Here is a 21,876-nt window from a genome sequence, read left to right as displayed (position 1 = left end):
GGATGCGAAATCGGCGAGTGGATGCCGCAGGTCTTTTCAAGGAGTGCCAACGGCATTTCACGCTTCGCTCTGTGGGGCGCGTGTTTCATGGCGATCTTTGCGGCTCTCGGCGGTACCGCCGTCTTGCGTTCGGACTTCGTCACCGGCGTTGGCCGGCCGTTGGCGCAACCAGTGCCGTTCAGCCACAGGCACCATGTCGGCGAGCTCGGCCTCGATTGCCGTTATTGCCATAGCGGCGCCGAGACTTCGTCATCGGCGGGTCTGCCGGCGACCGAGGTGTGCATGACCTGCCATTCGCAGCTGTTCACCAACGTGGACATGCTGGCGCCGATACGGGCAAGCCTTGCTTCCGGGCAGCCATTGCAGTGGCAGCGGGTGAACAGTATCCCCGACTTCGTCTATTTCAATCATTCGATCCATATCGCTAAAGGCGTCGCCTGCGAGACGTGCCATGGCGAGGTCGACGACATGCCGCTGATGCGGGGGGCGCACGCACTATCGATGGAATGGTGCCTGGCATGCCATCGCGATCCCGAGCCTAATTTGCGTCCGCCGGAGGACGTGTTCCTGATGCACTGGAAGCCACCGGCCGGCATCGCCGAAATCCGCCGGTCACTCATCAGCCTTCTCGATATCCACCCCGAGACCATGACCGACTGTTATGTCTGCCACCGCTGACAAACCGATCGCGGCTCCAGACATGGCCGGCCTGCGCGAACGGCTTTCGCCCGGCCCGGAGCTGTGGCGAAGCCTCGACGAGCTCGCCGATACGCCGGAATTCCGCCGCTTCGTCGATGCCGAATTTCCCTCGATCGCCGAGCGCATCCCGCGGCTCGACCGGCGCACGCTGCTGAAGCTGATGGGTGCATCGCTGACGCTGGCCGGGCTTGCCGCCTGCAGCCGGGCCGAAGACATCCTGCCTTATATCCGCCAGCCGGAAAACATCGTTCCCGGCAAGCCGCTTTATTACGCGACCACGCTTTCGAGCGATGGCTACGGTATCGGTGCGGTGGTCGAAAGCCATGAGGGCCGGCCGACCAAGGTGGAAGGCAATCCCGACCATCCGGCCTCGCGCGGTGCGACGGACGCCATCATGCAGGCGGCGGTGCTGTCGCTTTTCGACCCCGATCGCTCGCGCATGCCGCTGAAACACGGCGAACCGGCGGCCTATGGCGACTTCCTTGCCGACATGGCCGAGCTCACCTCGCGGCTGGCCGGCTCAGGCGGTGCCGGCGCGGCGCTGCTGATCGAGGCGACGACCTCGCCCACCATGAAGGCGCAGCTCGAGGCGCTGCGCGCGCGCTACCCCAGGCTGAGGCTGTTCCAGCACGATCCCCTGGCAACGCCGTCCGGCGCCGAAGCCACGCAGACCCTTTTCGGCAGGGCGCTTGCACCGGTCTACCGGTTCGATCGCGCCGACGCGATTGTCAGTCTCGACGCGGATTTCCTGGGCGAGGGCCCCGGCCGTCTCGCTTACGCCCGTGACTTTGCCGCGCGGCGTCGCGTGCGCCGGGCGGACGATACGATGAGCCGGGTCTATGCGGTGGAATCGACGCCGACGATCACCGGCGCTGCCGCCGATCACCGCAGGCCGGTGCGGCCGAGCGAGGTCGAAGCCGTCGCCGCGGCGCTGAGCGCGGTGCTTGGCGGCGAAGCGGCGCCAAGCGCCTTGGCACTGGACCCGGCCTGGCTGGCTGCCACTGCGGACGATCTGAAGGCGGCCGGCCGCTCGGCGCTGATCGTGCCGGGCGTCCATCAAACACCGTTCGTCCATGCCGCGGCTCTTGCCATGAATGCGCGGCTTGGTGCGCTTGGCAACACCGTGGAACTGATCGAGCCGCCCGACGCGATGCCCATCGAGGGCGACCTCGCTGCACTTTGCCAGGCGATCGCCGCGCGAGATATCGACACCGTTGTCATACTCGGCGCCAATCCTCTCCACACCGCACCTGCGGCGTTCGATGTCCGCGACGTGTTTTCGCAGCTGAAGCTTCTTGTCCACTGGGGTCTCTACCGCGACGAAACCGCCTTCGCCGCACACTGGCATGTCCCTGCTGCGCATGATCTCGAAAGCTGGAGTGACCTGCGCGCCCATGACGGAACCGCGTCGATCGTGCAGCCGCTGATCAGGCCGCTTTACCAGGGGCGGGCGGTGCATGAAATCCTGGCCGTGCTTGGCGGTGAATTCGCTGTTTCTGCGCTGCCGCTCGTCCGCCGGACATGGGCACAAACGACTTGGGCGCAAGCACTGGACGATCCCGCGTGGCGAAAGGCGCTTCGCGACGGCTTTGTATCCGGAAGTGCCAGCACTCCAGTCGATGTTGCGATGCCGGCGGATTTGCGCGGCCTGAACCCGCGCGTCGAAGCGGCCAAAGGCGTCGAAATCCGTTTCGTCGCCGATCCCTGGCTGCGCGACGGACGCAATGCCAACTCGTCCTGGCTGCAGGAATTGCCGCGGCCACTGAGCAAGATCGTCTGGGGCAATGCAGCGCTGATATCGCCAGCGACGGCGGGGCGGCTTCAGGTGGAAAACGCCCGGGTCGTCAATATCGCCTCGAACGGCACGGACATCGATGCGCCGGTCTGGATCATGCCTGGCCATCCCGACGAGACCGTGACACTTGCTCTGGGCTTCGGCCGGAAGCTCGGTTCGGTGGCAGCACTCGCCGACGGCCACGACGCGTACAGGCTGCGAAGCCTCGAGGCTCCCTGGATCGTCTATGGCGCCACGGTCGCGCCGCGGGACGGCAGTGCGCGGGTCATCACCACGCAACACCATCAGGCGATGGAGGGCAGGGCGATCGTTCGCCATGCCTCGCTCGAGGCCTTCCGCAAAAATCCACACTTCGTGCGCGACGGCGCCCGGCCCGCGCCAACCGGATCGCTCTATCCCGACTGGCAATACAGCCAGGAAGCCTGGGGCATGTCGATCGACCAGTCGGCATGCATCGGCTGCATGGCTTGCGTTTCTGCCTGCCAGGCGGAAAACAACATCGCCACCGTCGGGCCGGACGAGTCGGCACTCGGCCATGAGATGCATTGGCTGCGGATCGACCGCTACTACTCCGGCCCGCTCGACGATCCCGACGTCTTTTTCCAGCCGGTGCCTTGCATGCATTGCGAGAAGGCGCCGTGCGAGGTCGTCTGTCCGGTCAACGCCACCACCCACACCCATGACGGGCTGAACGCGCAGGTCTACAACCGCTGCATCGGCACGCGCTACTGCTCGCAGAACTGCCCCTACAAGGTGCGGCGCTTCAACTTCCTGGACTTCCAGGAATTCGACAAGGATGCGGCCGGACCGGAACAGGCCGCGCACAATCCAGACGTCAGCGTCCGTTCGCGCGGTGTGATGGAAAAATGCACCTACTGCGTCCAGCGCATTTCCGAAAAACGCATCAAGGCGCCGATCGAAAACCGCCACATCGCCGACGGCGAAGTGGTGACCGCCTGTCAGCAGGCCTGCCCGACACAGGCGATCGTTTTCGGGGACCTCAACAGCAAGGGCGCCGCTGTCGTGCAGGAAAAAGCAGCGCCGCAACACTACGCCTTGCTCGAGGACCTCAACACGCGACCCCGCACCACCTATCTCGGCAAGATCAGGAATATCAACGGCCGTCTCTCGCCAGGCGGGAAAGCCGATGGCTGAGGCTATTGCTGGAAAACCGGGCGCACTGCCCGTTCTGCGCGGCCGGCACGACCTTCCGGAGATCAGCGGCCGTATCAGTGCGATCGTCCTCGACGGCAGGCTGCCGCGCTATTTCTGGACCGCGTTTTTCGCCTGCTTCGTCTTCGTCCTCATCTTTCTCTATTCGATTACCTATCTGATCTCGGTCGGCGTTGGCGCCTATGGCGTCAACATTCCGGTTGTCTGGGGCACGATGATTGGCAATTTCGTCTGGTGGATTGGCATCGGCCATGCCGGCACGCTGATCTCGGCGGTGCTTCTGCTTCTGCGCCAACCATGGCGCGCCTCGATCAACCGCTTTGCCGAGGCGATGACGCTGTTTGCCGTGGCAATGGCGGGGCTTTTCCCGATCCTGCATCTCGGCCGCCCGTGGTTCTTCTACTGGCTGCTGCCGCTACCCAACACGCATATGCATTGGCCGCAATGGCGCAGCCCACTGGTCTGGGATTTCGCGGCGATCGCCACCTATGCCAGCGTTTCGCTGATGTTCTGGTATATGGGCCTGCTGCCCGATCTCGCCGTCCTGCGCGACCGGGCGAAATCGCGCCCGGCGCAGCTGTTCTACGGGATACTGGCGCTCGGCTGGCGCGGTTCGGCCTTTCATTGGGCGCGCTACCAGACGGTCTATTTCCTGATGGCGGCACTGGCCACGCCGCTGGTCGTCTCGGTGCATTCGATCGTCTCGCTCGACTTCACCTTCGCCATCACGCCGGGCTTCCATTCGACTATCTTTCCTCCCTATTTCGTTGCCGGCGCGCTGCTGTCCGGCTTCGCCATGGTGCTTACCATCGCCATCCCGCTGCGCTGGGCGTTTTCGGTCCAGGATCTGATCACGCTGCGGCACATGGACGATGCCGCCAAGCTGATGATCGCCGCCGGCATGATCGTCATCTACGGCTATGCCTCCGAGGCTTTCTTCGCCTGGTATTCGGGCGAAACCTATGAGCGCACGATGATGTGGCAGCGCGCCTTCGGACCCTATGCGCCGCTGTTCTGGACCATGCTCGCCTGCAACGGCGCTGTTTTGCAATTGCTCTGGTTCCGGCGGGTGCGCCTCAACATGCCAGTGCTGTTCGCCATTGCCCTGATCATCAATGTCGGCATGTGGATCGAGCGCTACGTCATCGTCGTCACCGGGCCAAGCCGCGATTACCTGCCGTCGTCCTGGGGCGAACAATCACTGAGATGGCTCGACTTCGGCATCCTGTTCGGCTCGATCGGCACCTTCTTCGCATTGGTCTTCCTGTTCATCCGCGTCCTGCCGGCCATCACCATTTTCGAGGTCGAGGAGCTGGCCGGGGAGAGGGGCGGCGCAAGATGAGCCTTTACGGCGTCATTGCGGCTTTCGCCGATCCCGAAGCGCTGACCGAGGCGGTCCGCACCATGCGGGCGCGCGGCTACCGGCGCATGGACGCGTTCTCGCCGTTCCATGTGCATGGGCTGGCCGACATGCTCGGCATGCGCAAGACGCGCTTGCCATGGACCATCCTTGGCGGCGCCATCGTCGGCGCGGTGTTTGTCTATGGCCTGATCCTCTATTCGGTCGAGATCGATTTTCCGCTCAATGTCGGCGGCCGGCCGCTGCATTCCTGGCCGGCCTTTCTCGTCATCGCCTTCGAGGCCGCGATACTTGGCGCTGCGCTGGCCGCATTCTTCGGCATGCTGGCCGCCAATCGCCTGCCCGAATATTACCACCCGGTCTTCAACGCCACGAGCTTCACCTATGCGCGCGGCGGCAAGTTCTATCTGCTCGTCGAGGCCGCCGATCCGAAGTTCCGCAAGGGCGTGACCAAGGGCCAGCTGACACGGCTCGGCGCCGAAACCGTCGAGGAGGTGGAGGCGTGAACATGCGCACGATCCTGCTGTCGGCAGCCTTGCTGGTCGCCGGCTGCCGGCAGGACATGGAGGACCAGCCGCGCTACGATCCGCTCGAAAGCAGCAACCAGTTCGCCGACGGCATGTCGGCGCGGGCGCCGGTCGAGGACACGGTCGCACGCGATGCCGATCTTTCGCCGGTACCCGACACTTTTCCCTATCCGGTCACGATGATGCTGCTGCGGCGAGGCCAGCAACGCTTCGACATCTTCTGTTCGCCTTGCCACGGCCGCGCCGGCGACGGCCACGGCATGATCGTCGAGCGGGGCTTTCCGGCGCCGCCGACCTATCACCAGCACGCGTTGCGCAAGGCGAGCGACAGGCATTTCTACGACGTCATCAGCAACGGCTATGGCGCCATGTATTCCTACGCGGCGCGTGTCCCGCCTGCCGACCGCTGGGCGATCGTCGCCTATATCCGCGCCCTGCAATATTCGCGCGATGCACCAATTGCCGAGCTGCCGGAAAGCCTCCGTGCCGAGCTCAATGCGGAGCCGGATCGATGATGCGGGCGATGATGCGGCTTGCCACCGAACGTTTGATTTTGCCGGCGCTTGCCGTGGTCGCCGTCGGACTTGTGCTTTGCGCCACGGGATTGGCCTTCGACTTCAGAGCCATGTTGGCCGGCTGGCTGCCTGCGGCGCTCTTCCTGCTCGGCCTGCCGCTCGGCGCGCTGACCATCCTGATGGTGCATGGGCTGACCGGCGGCCGCTGGGGCGAGGCAATCCGCCAGCCGCTGCGCGCTCTCGTCGCGACGCTGCCGCTGGCGCTGCTTCTGCTGCTGCCGGTTCTGCTCAGGCTCGACCTGGTCTTTCCCTGGGCGAGTGCCGACGCGGCTGCATTGCCCGAGACGGTGCGCCAGAAATTCTCTTATCTGAACGTTCCGTTCTTTTTGCTGCGCTTTGCCGCCTGCGCCGCGATCTGGCTGGTGCTGGCGTGGCGCGTGCTTGACTGGACAACGACCGATAGCGGTCGTGGCAGCGCCGGCCGCGGCAAGGCCTATGCCGCTGGATTGATTGCGCATGGGCTGGCTGTGACGATTTTTGCCATCGACTGGATGCTCTCGCTGGAGCCGGAGTTCTCCTCGACCATCTATGCGTTGCTGGAAGCGTCGGCCGAAGTCGTCGGCGCTTACGCCCTGGCGATGACGGTACTGTGTGTTAACCGCTCGATCGAGGTCATGGCGGGCGGCGAGGAGGATGTCGCGCTCAGCGAGGATTTGGCCAACATGCTGTTCGGCTTCGTGCTGCTGTGGACCTACCTGTCGTTCATGCAATGGCTGGTGACCTGGGGCGGCGACCTGCCAAACGAGATCCGTTGGTACCTCATCCGCAGCAGCAATGGCTGGCAGTATCTGCTCTGGCTGCTGATTGCGCTGCAATTCGCGGTCCCCTTTGCCGGGCTGCTCAGCCGGGATCTGAAGCGCAGCCATGCCGGCCTGCTGTCGATCTGCGGCATCGTGCTGGCTGGCCACTACGTCGATGTCCTTTGGCGGATCAGACCGCCGTTGGCGGACGGCAATGTGATCGCATTCTGGTACGATCTTGCCGCGCTGGCAGGAGCTGGCGGCCTCTGGCTTGCGCTGCTGCTTTTCGTGCTTGGCCGGCCGGACCGGATCGCCCTCTGGTGCCGGAGGCCGGTCCATGGCTAGGGCAGCCCGCCATCCCGAAACGCGCGACGTCTGGCCGGGCGCGCTGCTTGCCTTCGCGGCCGGCCTGCTGCTGCTCCTGGCCGCAACAGTCATCGTCCTCGGGCTCGTCTTCGACACCAGGCCGTTCGGGCCGCTGCCGGGGCCATCATCGGTCGGCAACCGGGCCAGTCCAGCCTTGCAGCGCTTTCCAGAAGACGACCTCGCTGCCTTCCGCAAGGCGGAGGAGCAGGAGCTGAACAAGGTCGGCTGGGTCGACCGCACCGCCGGCATTGCCCGCATTCCGATCGAGGACGCCATGTGGGCGATCGTCAGCCATGGTTTGCCGAACTGGGGGCAGCCGGCGCCGGCCGCCGGCGCCGACTGCCGATTGGTCGAGGCCGAGATACCACGCGCGCCACAGGCCGCTCGCTGCCGGACCGCGCCAGCCCAGGGAGGCCGGCCGTGAAGGCCTGGCTAACCGCTTTTTCCCTTCTCGCGGCACTGCCGGCCATGGCCTTCGCACGCCCGGCCTTCGATCCCGAGATCGGCGCGCAGCTCAGCCTCAACCGGGTGTTTCGCGATGCGTCCGGCGAGCAGCGCACGATCGGCCAAATGCTTGCCGGCCGGCCGGCGCTGCTGATTTTCGGCTACGACAAATGCCCGAACCTTTGTGGTGTGACCCAACAGGCGGTCGCCTCGGATTTGAAAAAGACCTCGCTCGACCCCGACACCTATCGCGCTTTGTTCGTCTCGATCGATGCCGCCGACACGCCCGAAGATGCGGGCGATGCGCAAGCCACGGTCGCCGCGGCGGCCGACGCGAGGAACCTGTCGGCGTGGCGGTTCCTGACCAGTGCCGACGGCGCCGGCGGCGCCCTTGCCGCGGAAGCCGGCATCAGTTTCGACACCCGCGCCCGGATCGACCAATTCGCCCATCCGATCGCGGTCATCGCGCTGACGCCAAAAGGCCGGATAGCGCAGGTGCTGCCGGCGCTGAGCTTCACGCCGCGCGATCTTGAGCTTGCCCTTGTCGAGGCATCTTCCGGCAGGCTCGGCTCGATCGCCGATCATGTCTTCCTGCTCTGCGCCGGCTTCGATGCGTCCAAGGGGCGATATACGCCGGCGATCTGGGCTGCGTTGAAGCTCGCCAGCATCGTGATGGTGGTGGGGTTGGCGACGGCCATACTGCTGGCGCGCGGGAGGCGGGCGTGAGCTTCGGCATCCGGTTTTTCCCGCAGGAAGCCTCGTCCATCGCAGGCAGCGTCGATGCCTTGTTCTACACATTGCTGGCTTTCGCAGTCGCGCTCGGCCTGTTCCTGACCGTTCTCGTTGTCGGCTACGCCGTCAAATATCGTATCGGCTCCGCAGCCGACCGTACCGGGGCGCGTGCCCGCAGCCTGCCGCTGGAGATGGCGTGGACCATTGCCAGCCTGGTGATGGCCTTCATCTTCTTCGGCTGGGGCGCAGTCCTTTTTGTCCGGCGCGACCGTCCGCCACCGGACGCCGTCGAGATCGCCGGCCTCGGCAAGCAATGGATGTGGGAATTCCGCCATCCCGGCGGCCAGCGCGAGATCAACGAGCTGCACGTGCCGGTCGGCAAGGCGGTGGTGGTGTCGCTGGCATCACAGGACGTCATCCACTCCTTCTACGTGCCAGCCTTTCGGGTCAAGCAGGATGCCGTTCCCGGACGCACGGCCAATGTTTGGTTCATCGCCACGCAGCCGGGGCGTTATCACCTGTTCTGCGCCGAATATTGCGGCACGCAGCATTCCGAGATGGGCGGCTGGGTGACGGTGCTGGCGCCGGAGCAATATGCATCATGGCTCGGCAGTCAAGGTGAAGGCGAAAGCCTTGCCACGAGCGGCGGGAAACTGTTCCGCGCGCTCGGCTGCTCCGGCTGTCACGGCAATTCCAGCAAAGTGCGGGCGCCCGGCCTCGATGGGGTTTTCCGCCAGCCGGTGGCGTTGGCCAACCGGCAGACGGTCATCGCCGACGAACGCTATCTGCGCGATTCGATCCTTGTCCCGAACAAGGAAATCGCCGCCGGCTACCAGCCGGTGATGCCGAGCTTCGACGGTCTCGTTGACGAAGCCGAACTGCAGATGCTGATGGCTTATCTCAAATCCCTATCGCTCCAATCTCCCTCGTTCCCGGCGGCAAAAAACGAGGCGCCGCAATGAGCAGCGATTTGGCGTCGGCAAGCTATCTCGCAGAAGGTGCCGGGCCGCGCTCCTGGCTGCTGACAACAGACCACAAACGGGTGGCGTGGCTCTATTTCGTCTCGCTGACGGCCTTCTTCTTCCTCGGCGGAACCTTTGCCGTGCTGATGCGCATCGAGCTTGCGACGCCGGCCGGCGACCTGGTCTCCGACGATGTCTACAACCGGCTGTTTTCGCTGCACGGCATCATCATGGTGTGGTTCTTCCTGGTGCCGTCGATCCCGGCAACGCTCGGCAATTTCCTGCTGCCGCTGATGATCGGCGCGCGCGACCTCGCCTTTCCCCGGCTCAACCTGGCAAGCTGGTACGTCTTCATGTTCGGCAGCCTGTTCGCGCTCGCCTCGGTGGTTTTGGGCGGCGTCGACACCGGCTGGACCTTCTACACGCCGCTGTCGACGCTCTATGCCAACGGGTTTGTCTCGACCGCGGCATTCGGCGTTTTCATCGTCGGCTTTTCGACGATCATGACCGGCATCAATTTCATCGTCACCGTCCACACCTTGCGAGCGCCTGGCCTCACCTGGTTCCGGCTGCCGATCTTCGTCTGGACGCTGTACGCCACCAGCCTGGTGATGGTGCTGGCGACGCCGGTGCTTGCAGCATCGCTGATCCTCATCGTGCTGGAGCGCGTCTTCGGCATCGGCATCTTCAATCCCGACCTCGGCGGCGATCCGCTGCTGTTCCAGCATCTGTTCTGGTTCTACTCGCACCCCGCCGTCTACATCATGATCCTGCCAGGCATGGGAGTGGTCTCGGAAGTGCTGCCTTGCTTTAGCCGCCGGCCGCTGTTCGGCTACAAGGCCGTCGCCCTGGCTTCGATGGCGATCGCCGTCTTCGGCTTTCTCGTCTGGGGCCACCACATGTTCGTCAGCGGGCAGTCGGCCTATGCCGGCGTGGTGTTTTCGTTCCTGTCCTTCTGCGTCGCGATCCCATCGGCGATAAAGGTCTTCAACTGGAGCCTGACGCTGCGCAAGGGCGAAATCAGCTTCGAGACGCCGATGCTTTATGCGCTGTTCTTCCTGGCATTGTTCACCTTCGGCGGGCTGGCCGGCCTTTTCCTTGCCGCGCTCGCCATCGACGTCCACGTTCACGACACCTATTTCGTCGTCGCCCATTTCCACTACATCATGGTAGGCGGCATGGTGACCGCCTACATGGCAGGGCTGCATTTCTGGTGGCCGAAACTCACCGGCCGAATGTATTCGGAGGTTTGGGGCCGTATAGCCGCGGCTGTGACCTTCATCGGCTTCAACCTGACCTTTTTTCCGCAATATGTGCTCGGCTTTCTGGGCATGCCGCGGCGCTACCATACCTATCCGCCGGAATTCGCTTTCTGGCACATCCTGTCGTCGGCTGGCGCCGTGGTGCTGGCGATTGGCTATCTGATGCCGCTCCTCTACTTGGCATGGTCGCTGTTTCGAGGCGCGCAGGCGCCGGCCAATCCGTGGCGAGCGACCGGGTTGGAATGGCAAACAAGCTCGCCGCCGCCAGCGCATAATTTCGATCGCATGCCGACCGTCACCAGACCAGCCTACGACTATCCGATGAAAGGCCTGACCGAGAAACGGTCGGACCCGGTGGAGGATCTGGTTTGAAGTCACCAACGACAAGCATCGCCTTCGACCGGCCGGCTCGCGAAACGGCAGCCGACAGCTTCGCCATGTGGGTGTTCATCGGCTCCGAGGTGATGCTGTTCGGCGCCATCCTGCTCGTCTTCATGTTTGCCCGGTTGAGTTATGGCGACGCCTTCGCCGGCGCGGCGAAGCATCTGTCGCTGCCGTTGGGCACGGCCAACACCGTCGTCCTGATCACCAGCAGTTTCGCTATGGCGCTCGCCCATATGTACACGGCCGCGCGGCGATGGCGCGCCGCTGGCTGGGCATTGGCTGCGACGGCGCTGCTCGGCGTCGTCTTCCTGGCGATCAAGGCGACGGAGTACGCCAGGGAATTCAGCGAAGGGCTGGCGCCGGTGCTCGGCGCACCTTTCATCTATAAGGGCCCGGATACTGTTCATGCCGAATTCTTCTTCGGCCTCTATTTCGCGATGACGTCACTGCACGCCTTGCATCTGATTTGCGGCGTAATCGTCATCGGCGGCATCCTCGCGCTGTGGCCACGCACGATCGAGGCCAGCCGGTTCCGGCGCGTGCAGGCAATCGGCCTCTATTGGCATTTCGTCGATATCGTCTGGGTCTTCCTGTTCCCCGTCCTCTATCTGATCAACAGATGAGCGAGTTCCGCAAACTCACGCTTGCTTATATAGGGCTTTTAGCCTTGCTGGCCCTGACCGTCGGCTCGTCCTTCCTCGCGCTCGGCGGCTTCAATTCGGCACTCAATCTGGTGATCGCCGCGGCCAAGACCGCCGTCATCGCCATCCTGTTCATGCATCTGGCCAGCGACGGCGTCCTGCCGCGTCTTGCGGTCGCTGCTGCCGGGTTTTGGCTGATGATCCTGTTCGGGCTGACGCTGATCGGACAATAGGCCGAAGCGGCGCACCTCGTGATGCCTTGCCTGCGCTCGGACCGGCCTTACAGGGCCGGCATTTGCTCGGCCGCCGACGTAGAAATCTTTTGGCCATGGCCGTTGAGTTGCCTGGCCTCGTCCTCGGCTGCGTCTTCGAGCTTGGCGACGAGCAGATCCTTGAGGTCGCCAACCTCTTCCTCGATGTCTTCGATGGGTACGCCGGCGTCGGCCGCCTCTTCCTTGCATTCCCTGGCGAGGATTTCCGCCTCCCTTTCAAGCTTGATCGGAGGCGGCGGCACATGAACGTTTTCGTGGATCCAGTCCTGCAAGAATTCTATCGCACTGTCGCTCATGGCGCTCACCTATAGCGGCAACCCTGTAGTGCACATTAACGTACGTGTTGCAAAATGGATGCTTGGCAACGCCGGATTTCGGGTAGCGATACTTGACGATAGCGTGATCGCTTAGGAACTGGAGCTTCTGCAGCCAAATGGAATCACTTGGCGTCGCGGAATTGCGTCTAACCAGACAGTTGGAGCGGGATCTAATTTGAAAGCATCCCGCCCTAAGACGTGTTGCGCCGACGCGCCGGTGTTGCTCGATTCGGATCGCTTGTCGGCCGACCATCGTCATCGGCAGCAGCCGGTCGTGTCGGCCGCTCAGCGGCGCGGTCGGCGCGCATTTTGCGTTGCGCCATCCAGAACGGCAAGAGCTCGGCAAGAAAACTGTATATCGTGGTCTTCATCGGCATGCTCCGGACAACGGTTACAACTCGTGGTCCCGCATTTCCGTTCCGACAAAGAGTTGCGTTCCGACAAATCCGTCGCTTCTATAATTGCGATTCGATCGGCAGGCAGCCAACCAACGCTGCAACGATACGCCGATAGAGACTGGCCTCCGGTTCACGCGAACATTGCCGCATCTCGCCATCCGCGATGCCGAGCCACCGCACGGCGCCTTTGTCCAGGACCAGCTGATAGCTCGTCTGCGGTGACTTTTCGTGCTCGAACAGCCGGCGCAACTCCATCACCAGATTGGCATCGTGGAAAAGCACGCCCATTTCCGCATTCAACGACACCGAACGCGGATCGAAATTGAAGGAACCGACAAACCCCAGCGTGTCGTCGACCGTAAAGGCCTTGGTATGGAGGCTGGCTCCCTTTGAGCCGAAAACGGAGATGTTGGCCTGGCGGTTGAAGGGTTGCAATTCGAAAAGCTGGACACCTTTTTTAAGCAGCTTGCGGCGGTATTTGGCATAGGCGCCGTGCACGGCGGCGACGTCCGTCGCGGCGAGCGAGTTGGTGAGGATTGCAACCTCGGCGCCACGATCCACCAGCTTCGACAGGATGGCCAACCCGGTGCGGCCGGGGATGAAATAGGGCGAGACAATTTCGAGGCGCTGCCTGGTCGCCGCGATAGCGGGAAGCAGCTCTTTGGTCAGCCAGTTCCTGCGCCGCTTGCCGCGCACCTTTTCCGGCGGATCGGAAATGACGCGAACGCCTTTCGTCCAGCAGACGTCGCTGTGCGCTGCAATGAACTCCGTGATCGTGCGCCAGGCACTGAGGCTGTTCAAAAGCTGGCCGTCCGCGGTCGCATCGAGATTGTCGAGGAAATCGGCGCGCGAGCCCACCGCAGCCGGGTTGAGCAGCTGGATCGGCTTTGCCGCCTCGCAATTCCAGAACGCCTCGAAGATCTGCATCGTCTGCCCTACGGCAGGACCGAGAAGCAACAGGTCGAGATCACGGAAATTTGTCTCCGCGGCGTCGAAATAGGCATCGCCGATATTTCTTCCTCCGACGATGGCCAGGCTCCCGTCGACGATCCAGGCCTTGTTGTGCATGCGGCGGGTCATCGCAAACAGCCGGGCGACCATCTCCAGCGAGCGAAAGATGCTGCCGTTCCTCATGCCGCTGGGGTTGAACAGCCTCAGCTCGATGTTCTTGTAGCTGTTGAGCGCCAGGTAAGCGGCGTCGCTGTTGCGCGGATTTATATCATCCAGCAGCATGCGGACGCGGACACCGCGCTCCGCCGCCCTGACGACCTCTTGCATCAGCAGCCGGCCGCTATGGTCGTCGTGCCAGAGATAGTACATCAGGTCGAGGCTGCTGGTGGCACTGCGCGCGGCAAGGATTCGTGCGGCAAATGCATCATAATTGTCGGCGATCAGCAGCAGCCCGCTATCGCCGGCCGCGATCTTGTCCCGGGCAACCCGCGAAATGGCCGTATCCATGAAATACACCGGCAAATATCAGCGAAGCAAACGATCTGAATCTGACTAACAACCCTCCAGGTTCATTCTGGTTGCAGTCGCGGCTGCCTTATCGCGTCAAGGTTCAGGCGGGCCTTGATGGGCAGATGGTCGGAGGCGCGCTGCGCCAGCGGCGTCTTGTGCACCTCGATGCTGGAAATCAGGTGCGGCGGCCTGGCCAGAATGCGGTCGAGCGCAAACAGCGGAAAGCGCGACGGAAAGCTCGGCAGAACCGCATCGATCGGACCGAAATGCGGCAGCAGGGCCAGCAGCGAAGACCTGTTGCGGACCCGCCATTCGTTGAGGTCGCCGAGCAGGATTGTTGGCCGCAGAACCGGGTGCGTGGCTTCGACAAGTGCGTTGGCTTGCTGCGAGCGCGAGCGCCGCAGCAAGCCGAAATGCGCGGCTATAATCCTGAGCGAGACGCCCTTCAGCTCCAGGTCCGCGATGACCGCGCCGCGCGGCTCCAGGCCGGGCAGCCGGATCTGGTTCACGCTTTCGACCACGCCGCGGCGTGCCAGGATCAGATTTCCATGCCAGCCATGGCTGCGGCGGTTTTCCGGGATGTGTGTGGGGACGAGGTCGCTGTCGCGCTCGAGTGCTGCGAGATCCAGCAATCCCTGCCTGCTTCCGGTTCTTTCGTCGGCCTCCTGCAAAGCAATGATATCGGCGTCGAGTTCCTTGACCACGGCCGCGACCCGCTCCGGATCGAACCTGCCGTCGGTGCCGACGCATTTATGCACATTGTAGGATGCGACCGTAGTGCATGAAATTTCATTGCCGGGTGCCGCAAACCGCGGCACTTCCCTTCGCAGCGCAGCGCCAAGCGACCTTGGGAGGGTAGGCGATCGATCCAGCATGTGGTCCATTTGCTGTTGAGTCGGCGAGTGGCGGCCATTGCGATTATGGCGCGTGCGGAGGTCTGAAACAACGACGACCTTGCAGAACCGTTCCCGTCGGTCTTCTTCCACCGCGAGCAGCGGTGAGGTTTCACTGGAAGTCTGCCTCTGTCATGGAACAATCGCAGCCACGCGCGGTTCAGCAAACTTGCGCCGAAAACGATCTGACGCCATGCGGCGTGATCGAAACGGGATGGCCGGATCATGGAAACACCCGCCTTCTGCACCACGCCGTTGCTGCGCATCGCGTACATCGCCGGTGGCCCTGGAGCCGGCGCGCCCGTCCTGCTTCTCCACGGCTGGCCGGACGACGCAACCACCTTCACGCGCATTGCGCCTGTCCTGCATCGTGCTGGCTTCCGCACCTTTGCGCCGTGGCTGCGTGGGTTCGGCAAAACCACCTTCCTGTCGGACGAGACCATGCGATCCGGTGAAATTGCCGCCATGGCTCAGGACGTGATCGATTTCGCCGACGCACTTGGCCTCGGCCGTTTTGCGGTCGTCGGCCACGATTGGGGCGCTCGGATCGCTTACCTGCTCGCCTCGGTATTTCCCGAACGGATACGGTGCTGCTCGGCATTGTCGCTTGGCTGGCAGCCGGGCGAACTCGCAACGCCGCCGCTGGGCCAGGTCAGGGCATTCTGGTACCAATGGTTCATGGCAACGGATCGCGGCGCCGAGATCGTTCGCCAACAAGGCAAGGCGTTCGCGCATTTTCAATGGGAAAGCTGGAGCCCGCCCGGCTGGTTCGAGGAAGAGCTTTTTGACAGCGTTTCCGCTTCCTTCGAAAATCCCGATTGGGCCGACGTGACGTTGCACTCCTACAGGGTTCGCTGGGGCGAAGCCGATCCCGATCCGCGCTACGCCGATCTTGCCCGGCGCCAGATTTCCGCCAAGTCCATTCCCGCGCCTACTCTGACGATCCACGGCGATGCCGACCGCGTTGTGCTGCCGCAATCGTCCGAAGGCAAGGAACGATACTTCACGGCCCATTACGAGCGCCAGCTTCTGGCTGGCATCGGCCACTTTCCGACGCGCGAAGCACCCGAGCGCGTTGCCGATCACCTTGCCAGGTTCCTCGACAGTTTCGGAAGAGGAGAAGCGTAGAACTGGAACCCTGACCGGCGATAGTACGTTTCGGGAAGGCAGCGCAGTCAACGGAGAAGTCGAATGCAGTCCTTAGCCGCAGATTCCGCCCCCCGCCCAGGCCCGCTCAGGATTGTCCCGTTTGATGGAACCGTGACCATCCGGTTCTCCGATGCCATTATTGCGTCGAGCGAGCGGGCAAAGGTGCTCTATGAAGACGGCCATGATCCTGTTTTCTACATACCCTTCGAGGACATCTATTTCGACCTCTTGGAGAAGACGAACACGACGAGCCACGGCCCGCTGAAGGGCACGGCAAGCTATTGGCGTGTTCATGCGGTCGGTTCGTCGGCAGAAGACTTCATGTGGGCCTACGAGACGCCCGACACCCCGGCATTGGCGATCGCCCGCCATGGTGCGTTCGATCCCGGCAGGGCGCGGATCGACGCCGATCCCGCGGAAGACAAGCGGCACACGCCGCACGTCACCGAGTAGACCCACATCGGCGACAGCCGCCAGCTGTCCGTCAGCTCGCGAACTCTTCCCTGAGAATGCGCAGGCCGTCTTCGTATTTCGCTGTCGAGGCACCGATCTGCCGTGCCTGCCATAGATTGTCGGCGAGATCGGCGCGCTTGACCGGCAATGCCAGCGGGCTGGCCGCAGCCCTGCGAACGAACGCGGCATCGCCCTCGTTCGGCCGCCGCGTCATGGCATCGACGGCCGATACGATGGATGGCCCGAACCCGGCCGCCTCAAGCCGGTCGCGGTTCCAGCCGTCGCCTTTTTCGATGACGTCGTGAAGATAGGCGATGGCTTTCTGGTCGAGCGTTTCGACGGCATCGACGACCCGGCGGCAATGTTCGATATAAGGCCGCCCTGTCTTGTCCGTCTGCCCGGCATGAGCCTGTTCGGCGATTTTCGCTGCGCGATAAAGCACGCTCATTGGGTCGACCCCGTAACGAACAGCGCATGTCCTGGCTAACGCGCCATCGTCAGCGCGAGTTCCGATGCACCGCGGGAACCCTGCTGCCTCACTTGCGAGCTGAATGCCGCGGCGGCGGGCGCGATAGTCAGGAGACGCGTTCAAAACTGTCGAGGCTGGTTCCAAACGCGCGCCAGGCGGGGAGTTTCCTGGCACGGGCCGGGGCACCTTCCTGTTCCGCCGACAAAGCAGCATCCGCAACGGTGTGCCACAGCATCTCCAGCTTCCCGTTCCTGAGGATGCCGGTATAGCTCACCGCCGCGGCTCCGACCCGCCCTTCGGCCGCGCAGGTGAATCCGATGACGTCTCCATGGCAGGCTCCGAACAGCGGCACGGTCATGCCGAAGAAGGCGCTGTCCTCTAGCGCCGTCCTGAAGGTTCCGCTGATCCGTCCGCCCTCTTCGGTGGTCAGTTCGACCACCGACCCGTACTGATTCCGCCAGGTGCCCAGCCAACTCATCGCTGCTCCTCCTGATTGCTACCAAAGGGATTGCGTTGCCACACGGCCGCCAAGCCGCGGCCGGTGTAGCGGCCTTCAATCAGCCGCGATGCCAGCCATCGACATCTGAACGAAGCGCAGCGGCGCTTCCAGCGTCCAGGTGATGCCGTGCCTGGCGAATTCCAGGCGGCCGGTGCCGCTGAGCGCCTGCGGCGTGACGCGTTTGAGCACAACCGTTCCGAAACCGCGTCGCGTGTTTTCATCCACCAATGGTCCGTCCAGTTCCCGCCAGACAAGGCGGAAGCCGTCGCTGCCATCGGCGGCTGGGGTCACGGTCCATTCGACCTCGACCCGTCCGTCATGGTGCGACAGCGCTCCGTGTTTTACCGAATTGGTGGCCAGCTCGTGAAAGGCAATGCCGAGATATTGCACCGCGTTCGGCTGCAGCATGATCGTCGGCCCGCTCATCGACAGACGGGCCTGTGTCGCGAAGGCCTTGGTCTGTGCATGGATCAATTCGCCGATGGTCGCGCCACGCCATTCCGCATCGACCAGGAGGTCGTGCGATTCCGAAAGGGCCATGATGCGTTCCCGGACCCGTGAAAGGAAGGCCTCTGGCGTACCCGCCAGCTTGCTGGTCTCGCGGATCATCGAGACGATCACCGAATACTGGTTTTTAACGCGATGGTTGACTTCGCGCATGAGTGTGCGGATGCGCCGTTCGCTTTCCTTGTGGGGGCTGATGTCGCGCGCGATCTTGGAGGCGCCGATGATACGCCCGATGCCGTCGCGTATCGGCGAGATGGTGAGCGAAACCGGAACCAGGGTGCCGTCCTTGCGCTGCCGGATAGTCTCGTATGAAGGAATCCGTTCGCCGGCGCGAATGCGGCTGATGATCATGGCTTCCTCGTCCAGATGGTCGGGCGGGATGAGGATCGTCACCGGGCGCCCGATCGCCTCGGCGGGCGTATAGCCGAACAGGCGTTGTGCCGCGTCGTTCCAGCTGGTGATAATGCCGTTCAGGTCTTTGGACACGATGGCGTCCATCGAGGATTCGACGATGGCGGCGAGCCTTATGCCGGCGTCGTCGGCCAGCGTCTGCACGCGCAGGTCGAGCAGGGTGTTGATGGCGCCGACAACCTCGCCGGCTTCATTGCGAAGCAGGACCGGATGCGCACTGAACGGGATGAGTTGGCCGTCCGGCCGCTCGGCGATGGCTCGGCCCCCACGAACGTCCCGCTCCTCGAGCAAGGCAACGGCCATTGGACACTCGTCATGCGCCATCGGTCGCCCGTCGAGGTGGCGAAGCTTCCATGACCCGCACCAGCGATCCTGGCCGATAACCGGACGATATCCCCAGAGATCGGCAGCGGCTTCGTTGAAGAAGGTGATGTAGCCTTGTTTGTCGGTGGTGTAGACGGCCACAGGCAACGCCTGCATCAGATCGGCGGAGGAAACTTGCGGGATCCCGCCAGTCCTTAGTTCAACGACGTCCACCAGTCCCCCGCTCCGCTTGGCTTGCCGACGGATTGCTACGTCATCTAAATGCGCGCGAGCGTTTTCGGTTCCGTTCGATCCGCTTTCGGACATTCAGGCTGATTTGCGTTTCGGGGCCGTTCTCGGCTTTTTGCTGGGAGCCTTGCCGCCTTCCTGCGCCAGGCTTTTGCGCAGAACATCGGCGAGATTGATGACGTTCGTCTTGGGCTCAGGTGCCGGCTTGGGCGGCTTCTTGCCCTTGCGCTTGGCCTCGATCATTGCAACCAGCGCCTTTTCATAAGTATCGTCGAACTTCGACGGGTCGAATTTGGCCGGCTTCTTGTCGATCAGCAATTGCGCGATTTCCAGCATCTCGGGATCGACCTTGCGAGCCTTCAGCCCTTCGAACACCGCGTCCGCCGCGACCACTTCATTGTGGTTGCGTAATTCCGTCATCAGCATGCCCTTGCCCAGCGGCTGGATCAGCACCTCTCGGCCTCGCTGGTACAGCACGACGCAGGAGCGGGCTGCTACCTTTTTCCTGGCCATGGCGTCCCGGATCACCGCGAAAGCCTCCGTGGAGGGCGCGTCGGCCGGAACGAGATAGTAGGGTTTTTCGAGGTAGCGTGCGTCGATTTCGGCGGCAGGCACGAACTCGCCGATCTCGAGCGTATGCTGCGATACCATCTTCAGTTTCTTGATTTCGTCCGGCTCTATATGGATGAACTCACCCTTTTCGACCTCATAGCCTTTTACCTGCTCCGCCGCCTCGACCGTATCGCCGGTCTCCTCGTCTAGATAGGCGCTCTTGACCGGGAGACCGTCCTTGCGGTTCAGGATCCTGAAATGCACTTTCTCGGCCTCGCTGACGGCACCGATGATCTTGACGCCACAGGAAACCGATCCGACTTTCATAAAGCCCTTCCAGGCAGCTCGCGGCGTCGCCATGTCGATCACTCATTTGTCGAACGGACGGAACGGCTGCGCGCGGAAATCGTTCCGCCATGGCAGGCTGTTCCATATGCCGGCCCGGACGTTCGTTTCATTTTCGTCAGGGGAATAGCGGAATGGCCCAACGCAGCGCAGGATTGCTCATCTTTCGCCGAAGGGAAGGACATCTCCAGGTCTTGCTGGTGCATCCGGGCGGCCCATTCTGGGCGAAGAAGGACGACGGCGCATGGTCGATCCCGAAGGGCTTGGTCGACGAGAACGAGGACGAGCTGGCGGCAGCAAAACGCGAGGCCGAAGAGGAACTCGGTCTTGCCATCGACGGGGATTTCGAAAGCCTTGGCAGCTACAGGCAGCCGGGCGGCAAGCTCGTCATCGCATGGTGCGTCGAGACGGATTTCGACAGCGACGCCATCAGCAGCAACACCTTCGTCATGGAATGGCCGCCAAGGTCCGGCTCGATGAAGGAATTTGCCGAAGTCGACAAAGCGGGCTGGTTCTCCCTGCCTGAAGCCAACCTCAAGATCCTGAAAGGCCAGCGCGCCATGCTGGCGGAGTTTGCCGGCCGGCATGGCGACGGATGAATTTGTTTCAGCCCAGTTCTTAGGGCAGTGCTCGGGCTTCCTCACCGCTCTGCTTTAAGCGCGTTGCGGCCGCAGCGTGCGCAACGTGATCGAATAGCGGTGCTCCGCAACCGGCGGAATGCTGTGCTCCCATTCGTTGCGCGCAGCACCCGTCATCAGATAGGCCGATCTTGGCTCGACGGTGACCGTCTTGCGGTCCCATCGCGTGCCGTTTTTCCGCCGCAGGCGAAAGCTGCAGGCGGCCAGCAGGGAAACACCGGCGACGGCCTCGGAATGAGGCTTGTCGCGGTGCCAGCCGATACCGGCGCCCGGCCGGTACTCGTTGATCAGCACCTGCACGAAGGTCTCGGCGGGCAGGCGGGCGAAGGCTGCAACCTTTTCCCTGAGCGGCAGCAGAAAGCCGGGTATCGGCGGTGCCTCGACGACTTCGCGCCGGTCGTAGTCATAACGCAGCCCGAAGCCGACCACCCGCCGATTTGCCAGATGGCCGTGAAAGTCGAAGGCCTGAAAAGGCAGGGTTGCGAGCTGGCTCGCGAACGCTGCTTCTTCGTCCGGCGTGATCAGTTCGGGCCGGTAGCGGAATCCTTCCGGCAGGTCGTCGGCGGCGGCAAAGAGATCGCCCTGGCGGGCTGCAGCCGATGTCTTGGGCGATGGCATCAACCGTATTTGGTGAAGCCGGCCCGTAGCGGCAAGGCTGGCTTCGGCAGCAAGGAACCTCGCTCTCAGTGCAGGGTTATTCACACGACGGCGTGGATTGGACCTGTCGAGGATGCCTTCAACTGCGATCAGAAGCATCGATTACCAACCGGCGACGAGGATCCTCTCCGTATGGTTCGTCCCGAGCGGAAACCGCTATGATTACGAGGACGTGCCGCCGCAGGTCCACGCGGCATTCCGCAAAGCCTCGTCAAAGGGCCGGTTCTTCAACGAGCATATTCGCGACCGGTACAAATACCATCTGGTCGAGCAGAGCCATTCGAGGTGAGCCTTCAGCCGCTTCTCAACCACGATCTCGGCTCTCCGCCATGCCTGGCCGCGTGGTGGCAATGAGCGGACTTCGCAGTTGGCGAGCGACCTGATATTGATCATGGTCCCACCCAAAACATCGAAAGCTTGGAATGTCCGCCGAAGCCGAAAAAACCGAGCGAAGGCGAGACCTGGCCGAAACCCGGCAAGCTCGGAGCACTGATCGCTCAATCGCTGACCGAAAATGCCAAAGCCCGGTTCGAGGTGGATTCTGCCCCCGGCAAAGGAACGCGGGTGACCATCGTGTTCAACAGATCGGCCGCCCTCGCGACGTAGCCGGTCGAGCAAGCGCCGCCATTCGAGGCCATCCGCC

At 63.1% G+C, this 21,876-nt stretch carries 25 protein-coding genes and 1 pseudogene; 17 read left to right on the top strand and 9 right to left on the bottom strand.

Annotated elements, in window-relative coordinates; translation table 11 throughout:
• Window positions 1-21 precede the first annotated feature (21 nt).
• The 12 genes from NKK47_RS17090 to NKK47_RS17035 are packed head-to-tail and all read left to right on the top strand — an operon-like array spanning window position 22 to window position 11,893.
• Window positions 22-678: a cytochrome c3 family protein gene (locus NKK47_RS17090; RefSeq protein WP_502905007.1), complete on the top strand. Its 657-nt coding sequence runs from the start codon at window positions 22-24 to the stop codon at window positions 676-678.
• On the top strand, window positions 662-3,649 hold the full coding sequence (locus NKK47_RS17085) for a TAT-variant-translocated molybdopterin oxidoreductase (RefSeq protein ID WP_352577679.1): 2,988 nt from the start codon (window positions 662-664) through the stop codon (window positions 3,647-3,649). Before NKK47_RS17090 ends, NKK47_RS17085 begins: the two co-directional genes overlap by 17 nt.
• The gene (nrfD, locus tag NKK47_RS17080; protein ID WP_352577678.1) at window positions 3,642-5,009 is read left to right on the top strand and encodes an NrfD/PsrC family molybdoenzyme membrane anchor subunit; all 1,368 of its coding nucleotides are present in this window, start codon (window positions 3,642-3,644) and stop codon (window positions 5,007-5,009) included. The genes NKK47_RS17085 and nrfD overlap by 8 nt, the downstream gene beginning before the upstream one ends.
• On the top strand, window positions 5,006-5,533 hold the full coding sequence (locus NKK47_RS17075) for a DUF3341 domain-containing protein (RefSeq protein WP_023677089.1): 528 nt from the start codon (window positions 5,006-5,008) through the stop codon (window positions 5,531-5,533). The genes nrfD and NKK47_RS17075 overlap by 4 nt, the downstream gene beginning before the upstream one ends.
• Before the next feature lie 2 nt (window positions 5,534-5,535).
• A complete protein-coding gene (locus tag NKK47_RS17070) occupies window positions 5,536-6,069 on the top strand; it encodes a c-type cytochrome (RefSeq protein WP_023677088.1) in 534 nt (177 codons plus the stop codon).
• Window positions 6,066-7,214 carry a hypothetical protein gene (locus tag NKK47_RS17065; protein ID WP_023677087.1) on the top strand — a complete coding sequence of 383 codons (1,149 nt, stop codon included), beginning with the start codon at window positions 6,066-6,068 and terminating at the stop codon, window positions 7,212-7,214. The genes NKK47_RS17070 and NKK47_RS17065 overlap by 4 nt, the downstream gene beginning before the upstream one ends.
• A complete protein-coding gene (locus NKK47_RS17060) occupies window positions 7,207-7,659 on the top strand; it encodes a hypothetical protein (RefSeq protein WP_352577677.1) in 453 nt (150 codons plus the stop codon). Before NKK47_RS17065 ends, NKK47_RS17060 begins: the two co-directional genes overlap by 8 nt.
• A complete protein-coding gene (locus tag NKK47_RS17055) occupies window positions 7,656-8,405 on the top strand; it encodes an SCO family protein (RefSeq protein ID WP_352577676.1) in 750 nt (249 codons plus the stop codon). The genes NKK47_RS17060 and NKK47_RS17055 overlap by 4 nt, the downstream gene beginning before the upstream one ends.
• The gene (gene coxB / locus NKK47_RS17050) at window positions 8,402-9,373 is read left to right on the top strand and encodes a cytochrome c oxidase subunit II (protein ID WP_352577675.1); all 972 of its coding nucleotides are present in this window, start codon (window positions 8,402-8,404) and stop codon (window positions 9,371-9,373) included. The genes NKK47_RS17055 and coxB overlap by 4 nt, the downstream gene beginning before the upstream one ends.
• A complete protein-coding gene (ctaD, locus tag NKK47_RS17045) occupies window positions 9,370-11,007 on the top strand; it encodes a cytochrome c oxidase subunit I (protein ID WP_023677083.1) in 1,638 nt (545 codons plus the stop codon). Before coxB ends, ctaD begins: the two co-directional genes overlap by 4 nt.
• Window positions 11,004-11,642 (top strand): cytochrome c oxidase subunit 3, encoded by a 639-nt coding sequence (locus tag NKK47_RS17040; RefSeq protein WP_352577674.1) that lies wholly within the window; start codon window positions 11,004-11,006, stop codon window positions 11,640-11,642. Before ctaD ends, NKK47_RS17040 begins: the two co-directional genes overlap by 4 nt.
• Window positions 11,639-11,893 carry a cytochrome C oxidase subunit IV family protein gene (locus NKK47_RS17035; RefSeq protein ID WP_023677081.1) on the top strand — a complete coding sequence of 85 codons (255 nt, stop codon included), beginning with the start codon at window positions 11,639-11,641 and terminating at the stop codon, window positions 11,891-11,893. The genes NKK47_RS17040 and NKK47_RS17035 overlap by 4 nt, the downstream gene beginning before the upstream one ends.
• 47 nt (window positions 11,894-11,940) lie before the next feature.
• Here NKK47_RS17035 and NKK47_RS17030 read toward each other — a convergent pair whose 3' ends face one another.
• From NKK47_RS17030 to NKK47_RS17015, 4 genes are all read right to left on the bottom strand, one after another.
• Window positions 11,941-12,228: a hypothetical protein gene (locus NKK47_RS17030; protein WP_352577673.1), complete on the bottom strand. Its 288-nt coding sequence runs from the start codon at window positions 12,226-12,228 to the stop codon at window positions 11,941-11,943.
• A 212-nt stretch (window positions 12,229-12,440) separates the two neighbouring features.
• Window positions 12,441-12,620 carry a hypothetical protein gene (locus tag NKK47_RS17025; protein ID WP_352577672.1) on the bottom strand — a complete coding sequence of 60 codons (180 nt, stop codon included), beginning with the start codon at window positions 12,618-12,620 and terminating at the stop codon, window positions 12,441-12,443.
• Between the two features lie 84 nt (window positions 12,621-12,704).
• Window positions 12,705-14,105 carry a phospholipase D family protein gene (locus NKK47_RS17020; protein ID WP_352577671.1) on the bottom strand — a complete coding sequence of 467 codons (1,401 nt, stop codon included), beginning with the start codon at window positions 14,103-14,105 and terminating at the stop codon, window positions 12,705-12,707.
• 62 nt (window positions 14,106-14,167) lie between these two features.
• A complete protein-coding gene (locus NKK47_RS17015) occupies window positions 14,168-14,983 on the bottom strand; it encodes an endonuclease/exonuclease/phosphatase family protein (RefSeq protein WP_023677076.1) in 816 nt (271 codons plus the stop codon).
• A 243-nt stretch (window positions 14,984-15,226) separates the two neighbouring features.
• Between NKK47_RS17015 and NKK47_RS17010 the strand changes: the two genes are divergently transcribed.
• Together NKK47_RS17010 and NKK47_RS17005 are read left to right on the top strand one after the other, a co-directional pair.
• The gene (locus tag NKK47_RS17010; protein WP_352577670.1) at window positions 15,227-16,129 is read left to right on the top strand and encodes an alpha/beta fold hydrolase; all 903 of its coding nucleotides are present in this window, start codon (window positions 15,227-15,229) and stop codon (window positions 16,127-16,129) included.
• Between the two features lie 63 nt (window positions 16,130-16,192).
• Window positions 16,193-16,603: a DUF427 domain-containing protein gene (locus NKK47_RS17005; RefSeq protein WP_502898210.1), complete on the top strand. Its 411-nt coding sequence runs from the start codon at window positions 16,193-16,195 to the stop codon at window positions 16,601-16,603.
• 31 nt (window positions 16,604-16,634) lie between these two features.
• Here NKK47_RS17005 and NKK47_RS17000 read toward each other — a convergent pair whose 3' ends face one another.
• The 4 genes from NKK47_RS17000 to ku all read right to left on the bottom strand — a co-directional run bounded on the left by NKK47_RS17000 (window position 16,635) and on the right by ku (window position 19,953).
• A complete protein-coding gene (locus NKK47_RS17000; RefSeq protein ID WP_352577668.1) occupies window positions 16,635-17,051 on the bottom strand; it encodes an HD domain-containing protein in 417 nt (138 codons plus the stop codon).
• Window positions 17,052-17,178: 127 nt separating this feature from the next.
• Complete coding sequence (locus NKK47_RS16995) at window positions 17,179-17,550, bottom strand: avidin/streptavidin family protein (protein WP_352577667.1); 372 nt, start codon at window positions 17,548-17,550, stop codon at window positions 17,179-17,181.
• A 75-nt stretch (window positions 17,551-17,625) separates the two neighbouring features.
• On the bottom strand, window positions 17,626-19,026 hold the full coding sequence (locus NKK47_RS16990; RefSeq protein WP_352577666.1) for a PAS domain-containing HWE histidine kinase family protein: 1,401 nt from the start codon (window positions 19,024-19,026) through the stop codon (window positions 17,626-17,628).
• A 93-nt stretch (window positions 19,027-19,119) separates the two neighbouring features.
• Window positions 19,120-19,953, bottom strand: a complete 834-nt coding sequence (gene ku, locus NKK47_RS16985; RefSeq protein WP_023677071.1) for a non-homologous end joining protein Ku — start codon at window positions 19,951-19,953, stop codon at window positions 19,120-19,122.
• 119 nt (window positions 19,954-20,072) lie between these two features.
• Between ku and NKK47_RS16980 the strand changes: the two genes are divergently transcribed.
• Complete coding sequence (locus tag NKK47_RS16980; RefSeq protein WP_352577665.1) at window positions 20,073-20,537, top strand: NUDIX hydrolase; 465 nt, start codon at window positions 20,073-20,075, stop codon at window positions 20,535-20,537.
• Window positions 20,538-20,591: 54 nt separating this feature from the next.
• Here the strand turns inward: NKK47_RS16980 and NKK47_RS16975 are convergent, their stop codons facing one another.
• Complete coding sequence (locus NKK47_RS16975) at window positions 20,592-21,194, bottom strand: alpha-ketoglutarate-dependent dioxygenase AlkB (RefSeq protein ID WP_352577664.1); 603 nt, start codon at window positions 21,192-21,194, stop codon at window positions 20,592-20,594.
• Window positions 21,195-21,306: 112 nt separating this feature from the next.
• Here NKK47_RS16975 and NKK47_RS16970 point away from each other — a divergent pair, with 112 nt between their 5' ends.
• Window positions 21,307-21,522 carry a KTSC domain-containing protein gene (locus tag NKK47_RS16970; RefSeq protein WP_352577663.1) on the top strand — a complete coding sequence of 72 codons (216 nt, stop codon included), beginning with the start codon at window positions 21,307-21,309 and terminating at the stop codon, window positions 21,520-21,522.
• Between the two features lie 161 nt (window positions 21,523-21,683).
• Window positions 21,684-21,839: pseudogene (locus NKK47_RS16965) on the top strand (histidine kinase); the annotation flags it as partial.
• Window positions 21,840-21,876 lie beyond the last annotated feature (37 nt).

The organism is Mesorhizobium sp. M0019 (genome assembly GCF_040323975.1).
In the GTDB taxonomy this organism is placed as follows: Bacteria; Pseudomonadota; Alphaproteobacteria; order Rhizobiales; family Rhizobiaceae; genus Mesorhizobium.
Note: the sequence above shows the minus strand (reverse complement) of the source record. Positions and strands in the feature narration are given on the sequence as shown.

Excerpts from the sequence above, each read along its gene's own strand:
- NKK47_RS17090 (WP_502905007.1), top strand. The coding sequence starts at position 22 with ATGCCGCAGGTCTTTTCAAGGAGTGCCAACGGCATTTCACGCTTCGCT.
- NKK47_RS17085 (WP_352577679.1), top strand. The coding sequence starts at position 662 with ATGTCTGCCACCGCTGACAAACCGATCGCGGCTCCAGACATGGCCGGC.
- nrfD (WP_352577678.1), top strand. The coding sequence starts at position 3,642 with ATGGCTGAGGCTATTGCTGGAAAACCGGGCGCACTGCCCGTTCTGCGC.
- NKK47_RS17075 (WP_023677089.1), top strand. The coding sequence starts at position 5,006 with ATGAGCCTTTACGGCGTCATTGCGGCTTTCGCCGATCCCGAAGCGCTG.
- NKK47_RS17070 (WP_023677088.1), top strand. The coding sequence starts at position 5,536 with ATGCGCACGATCCTGCTGTCGGCAGCCTTGCTGGTCGCCGGCTGCCGG.
- NKK47_RS17065 (WP_023677087.1), top strand. The coding sequence starts at position 6,066 with ATGATGCGGGCGATGATGCGGCTTGCCACCGAACGTTTGATTTTGCCG.
- NKK47_RS17060 (WP_352577677.1), top strand. The coding sequence starts at position 7,207 with ATGGCTAGGGCAGCCCGCCATCCCGAAACGCGCGACGTCTGGCCGGGC.
- ctaD (WP_023677083.1), top strand. The coding sequence starts at position 9,370 with ATGAGCAGCGATTTGGCGTCGGCAAGCTATCTCGCAGAAGGTGCCGGG.
- NKK47_RS17035 (WP_023677081.1), top strand. The coding sequence starts at position 11,639 with ATGAGCGAGTTCCGCAAACTCACGCTTGCTTATATAGGGCTTTTAGCC.
- NKK47_RS17030 (WP_352577673.1), bottom strand. The coding sequence starts at position 12,228 with ATGAGCGACAGTGCGATAGAATTCTTGCAGGACTGGATCCACGAAAAC.
- NKK47_RS17025 (WP_352577672.1), bottom strand. The coding sequence starts at position 12,620 with ATGAAGACCACGATATACAGTTTTCTTGCCGAGCTCTTGCCGTTCTGG.
- NKK47_RS17020 (WP_352577671.1), bottom strand. The coding sequence starts at position 14,105 with ATGGATACGGCCATTTCGCGGGTTGCCCGGGACAAGATCGCGGCCGGC.
- NKK47_RS17015 (WP_023677076.1), bottom strand. The coding sequence starts at position 14,983 with ATGCTGGATCGATCGCCTACCCTCCCAAGGTCGCTTGGCGCTGCGCTG.
- NKK47_RS17010 (WP_352577670.1), top strand. The coding sequence starts at position 15,227 with ATGGAAACACCCGCCTTCTGCACCACGCCGTTGCTGCGCATCGCGTAC.
- NKK47_RS17005 (WP_502898210.1), top strand. The coding sequence starts at position 16,193 with ATGCAGTCCTTAGCCGCAGATTCCGCCCCCCGCCCAGGCCCGCTCAGG.
- NKK47_RS17000 (WP_352577668.1), bottom strand. The coding sequence starts at position 17,051 with ATGAGCGTGCTTTATCGCGCAGCGAAAATCGCCGAACAGGCTCATGCC.
- NKK47_RS16995 (WP_352577667.1), bottom strand. The coding sequence starts at position 17,550 with ATGAGTTGGCTGGGCACCTGGCGGAATCAGTACGGGTCGGTGGTCGAA.
- ku (WP_023677071.1), bottom strand. The coding sequence starts at position 19,953 with ATGGCGACGCCGCGAGCTGCCTGGAAGGGCTTTATGAAAGTCGGATCG.
- NKK47_RS16980 (WP_352577665.1), top strand. The coding sequence starts at position 20,073 with ATGGCCCAACGCAGCGCAGGATTGCTCATCTTTCGCCGAAGGGAAGGA.
- NKK47_RS16975 (WP_352577664.1), bottom strand. The coding sequence starts at position 21,194 with ATGCCATCGCCCAAGACATCGGCTGCAGCCCGCCAGGGCGATCTCTTT.
- NKK47_RS16970 (WP_352577663.1), top strand. The coding sequence starts at position 21,307 with ATGCCTTCAACTGCGATCAGAAGCATCGATTACCAACCGGCGACGAGG.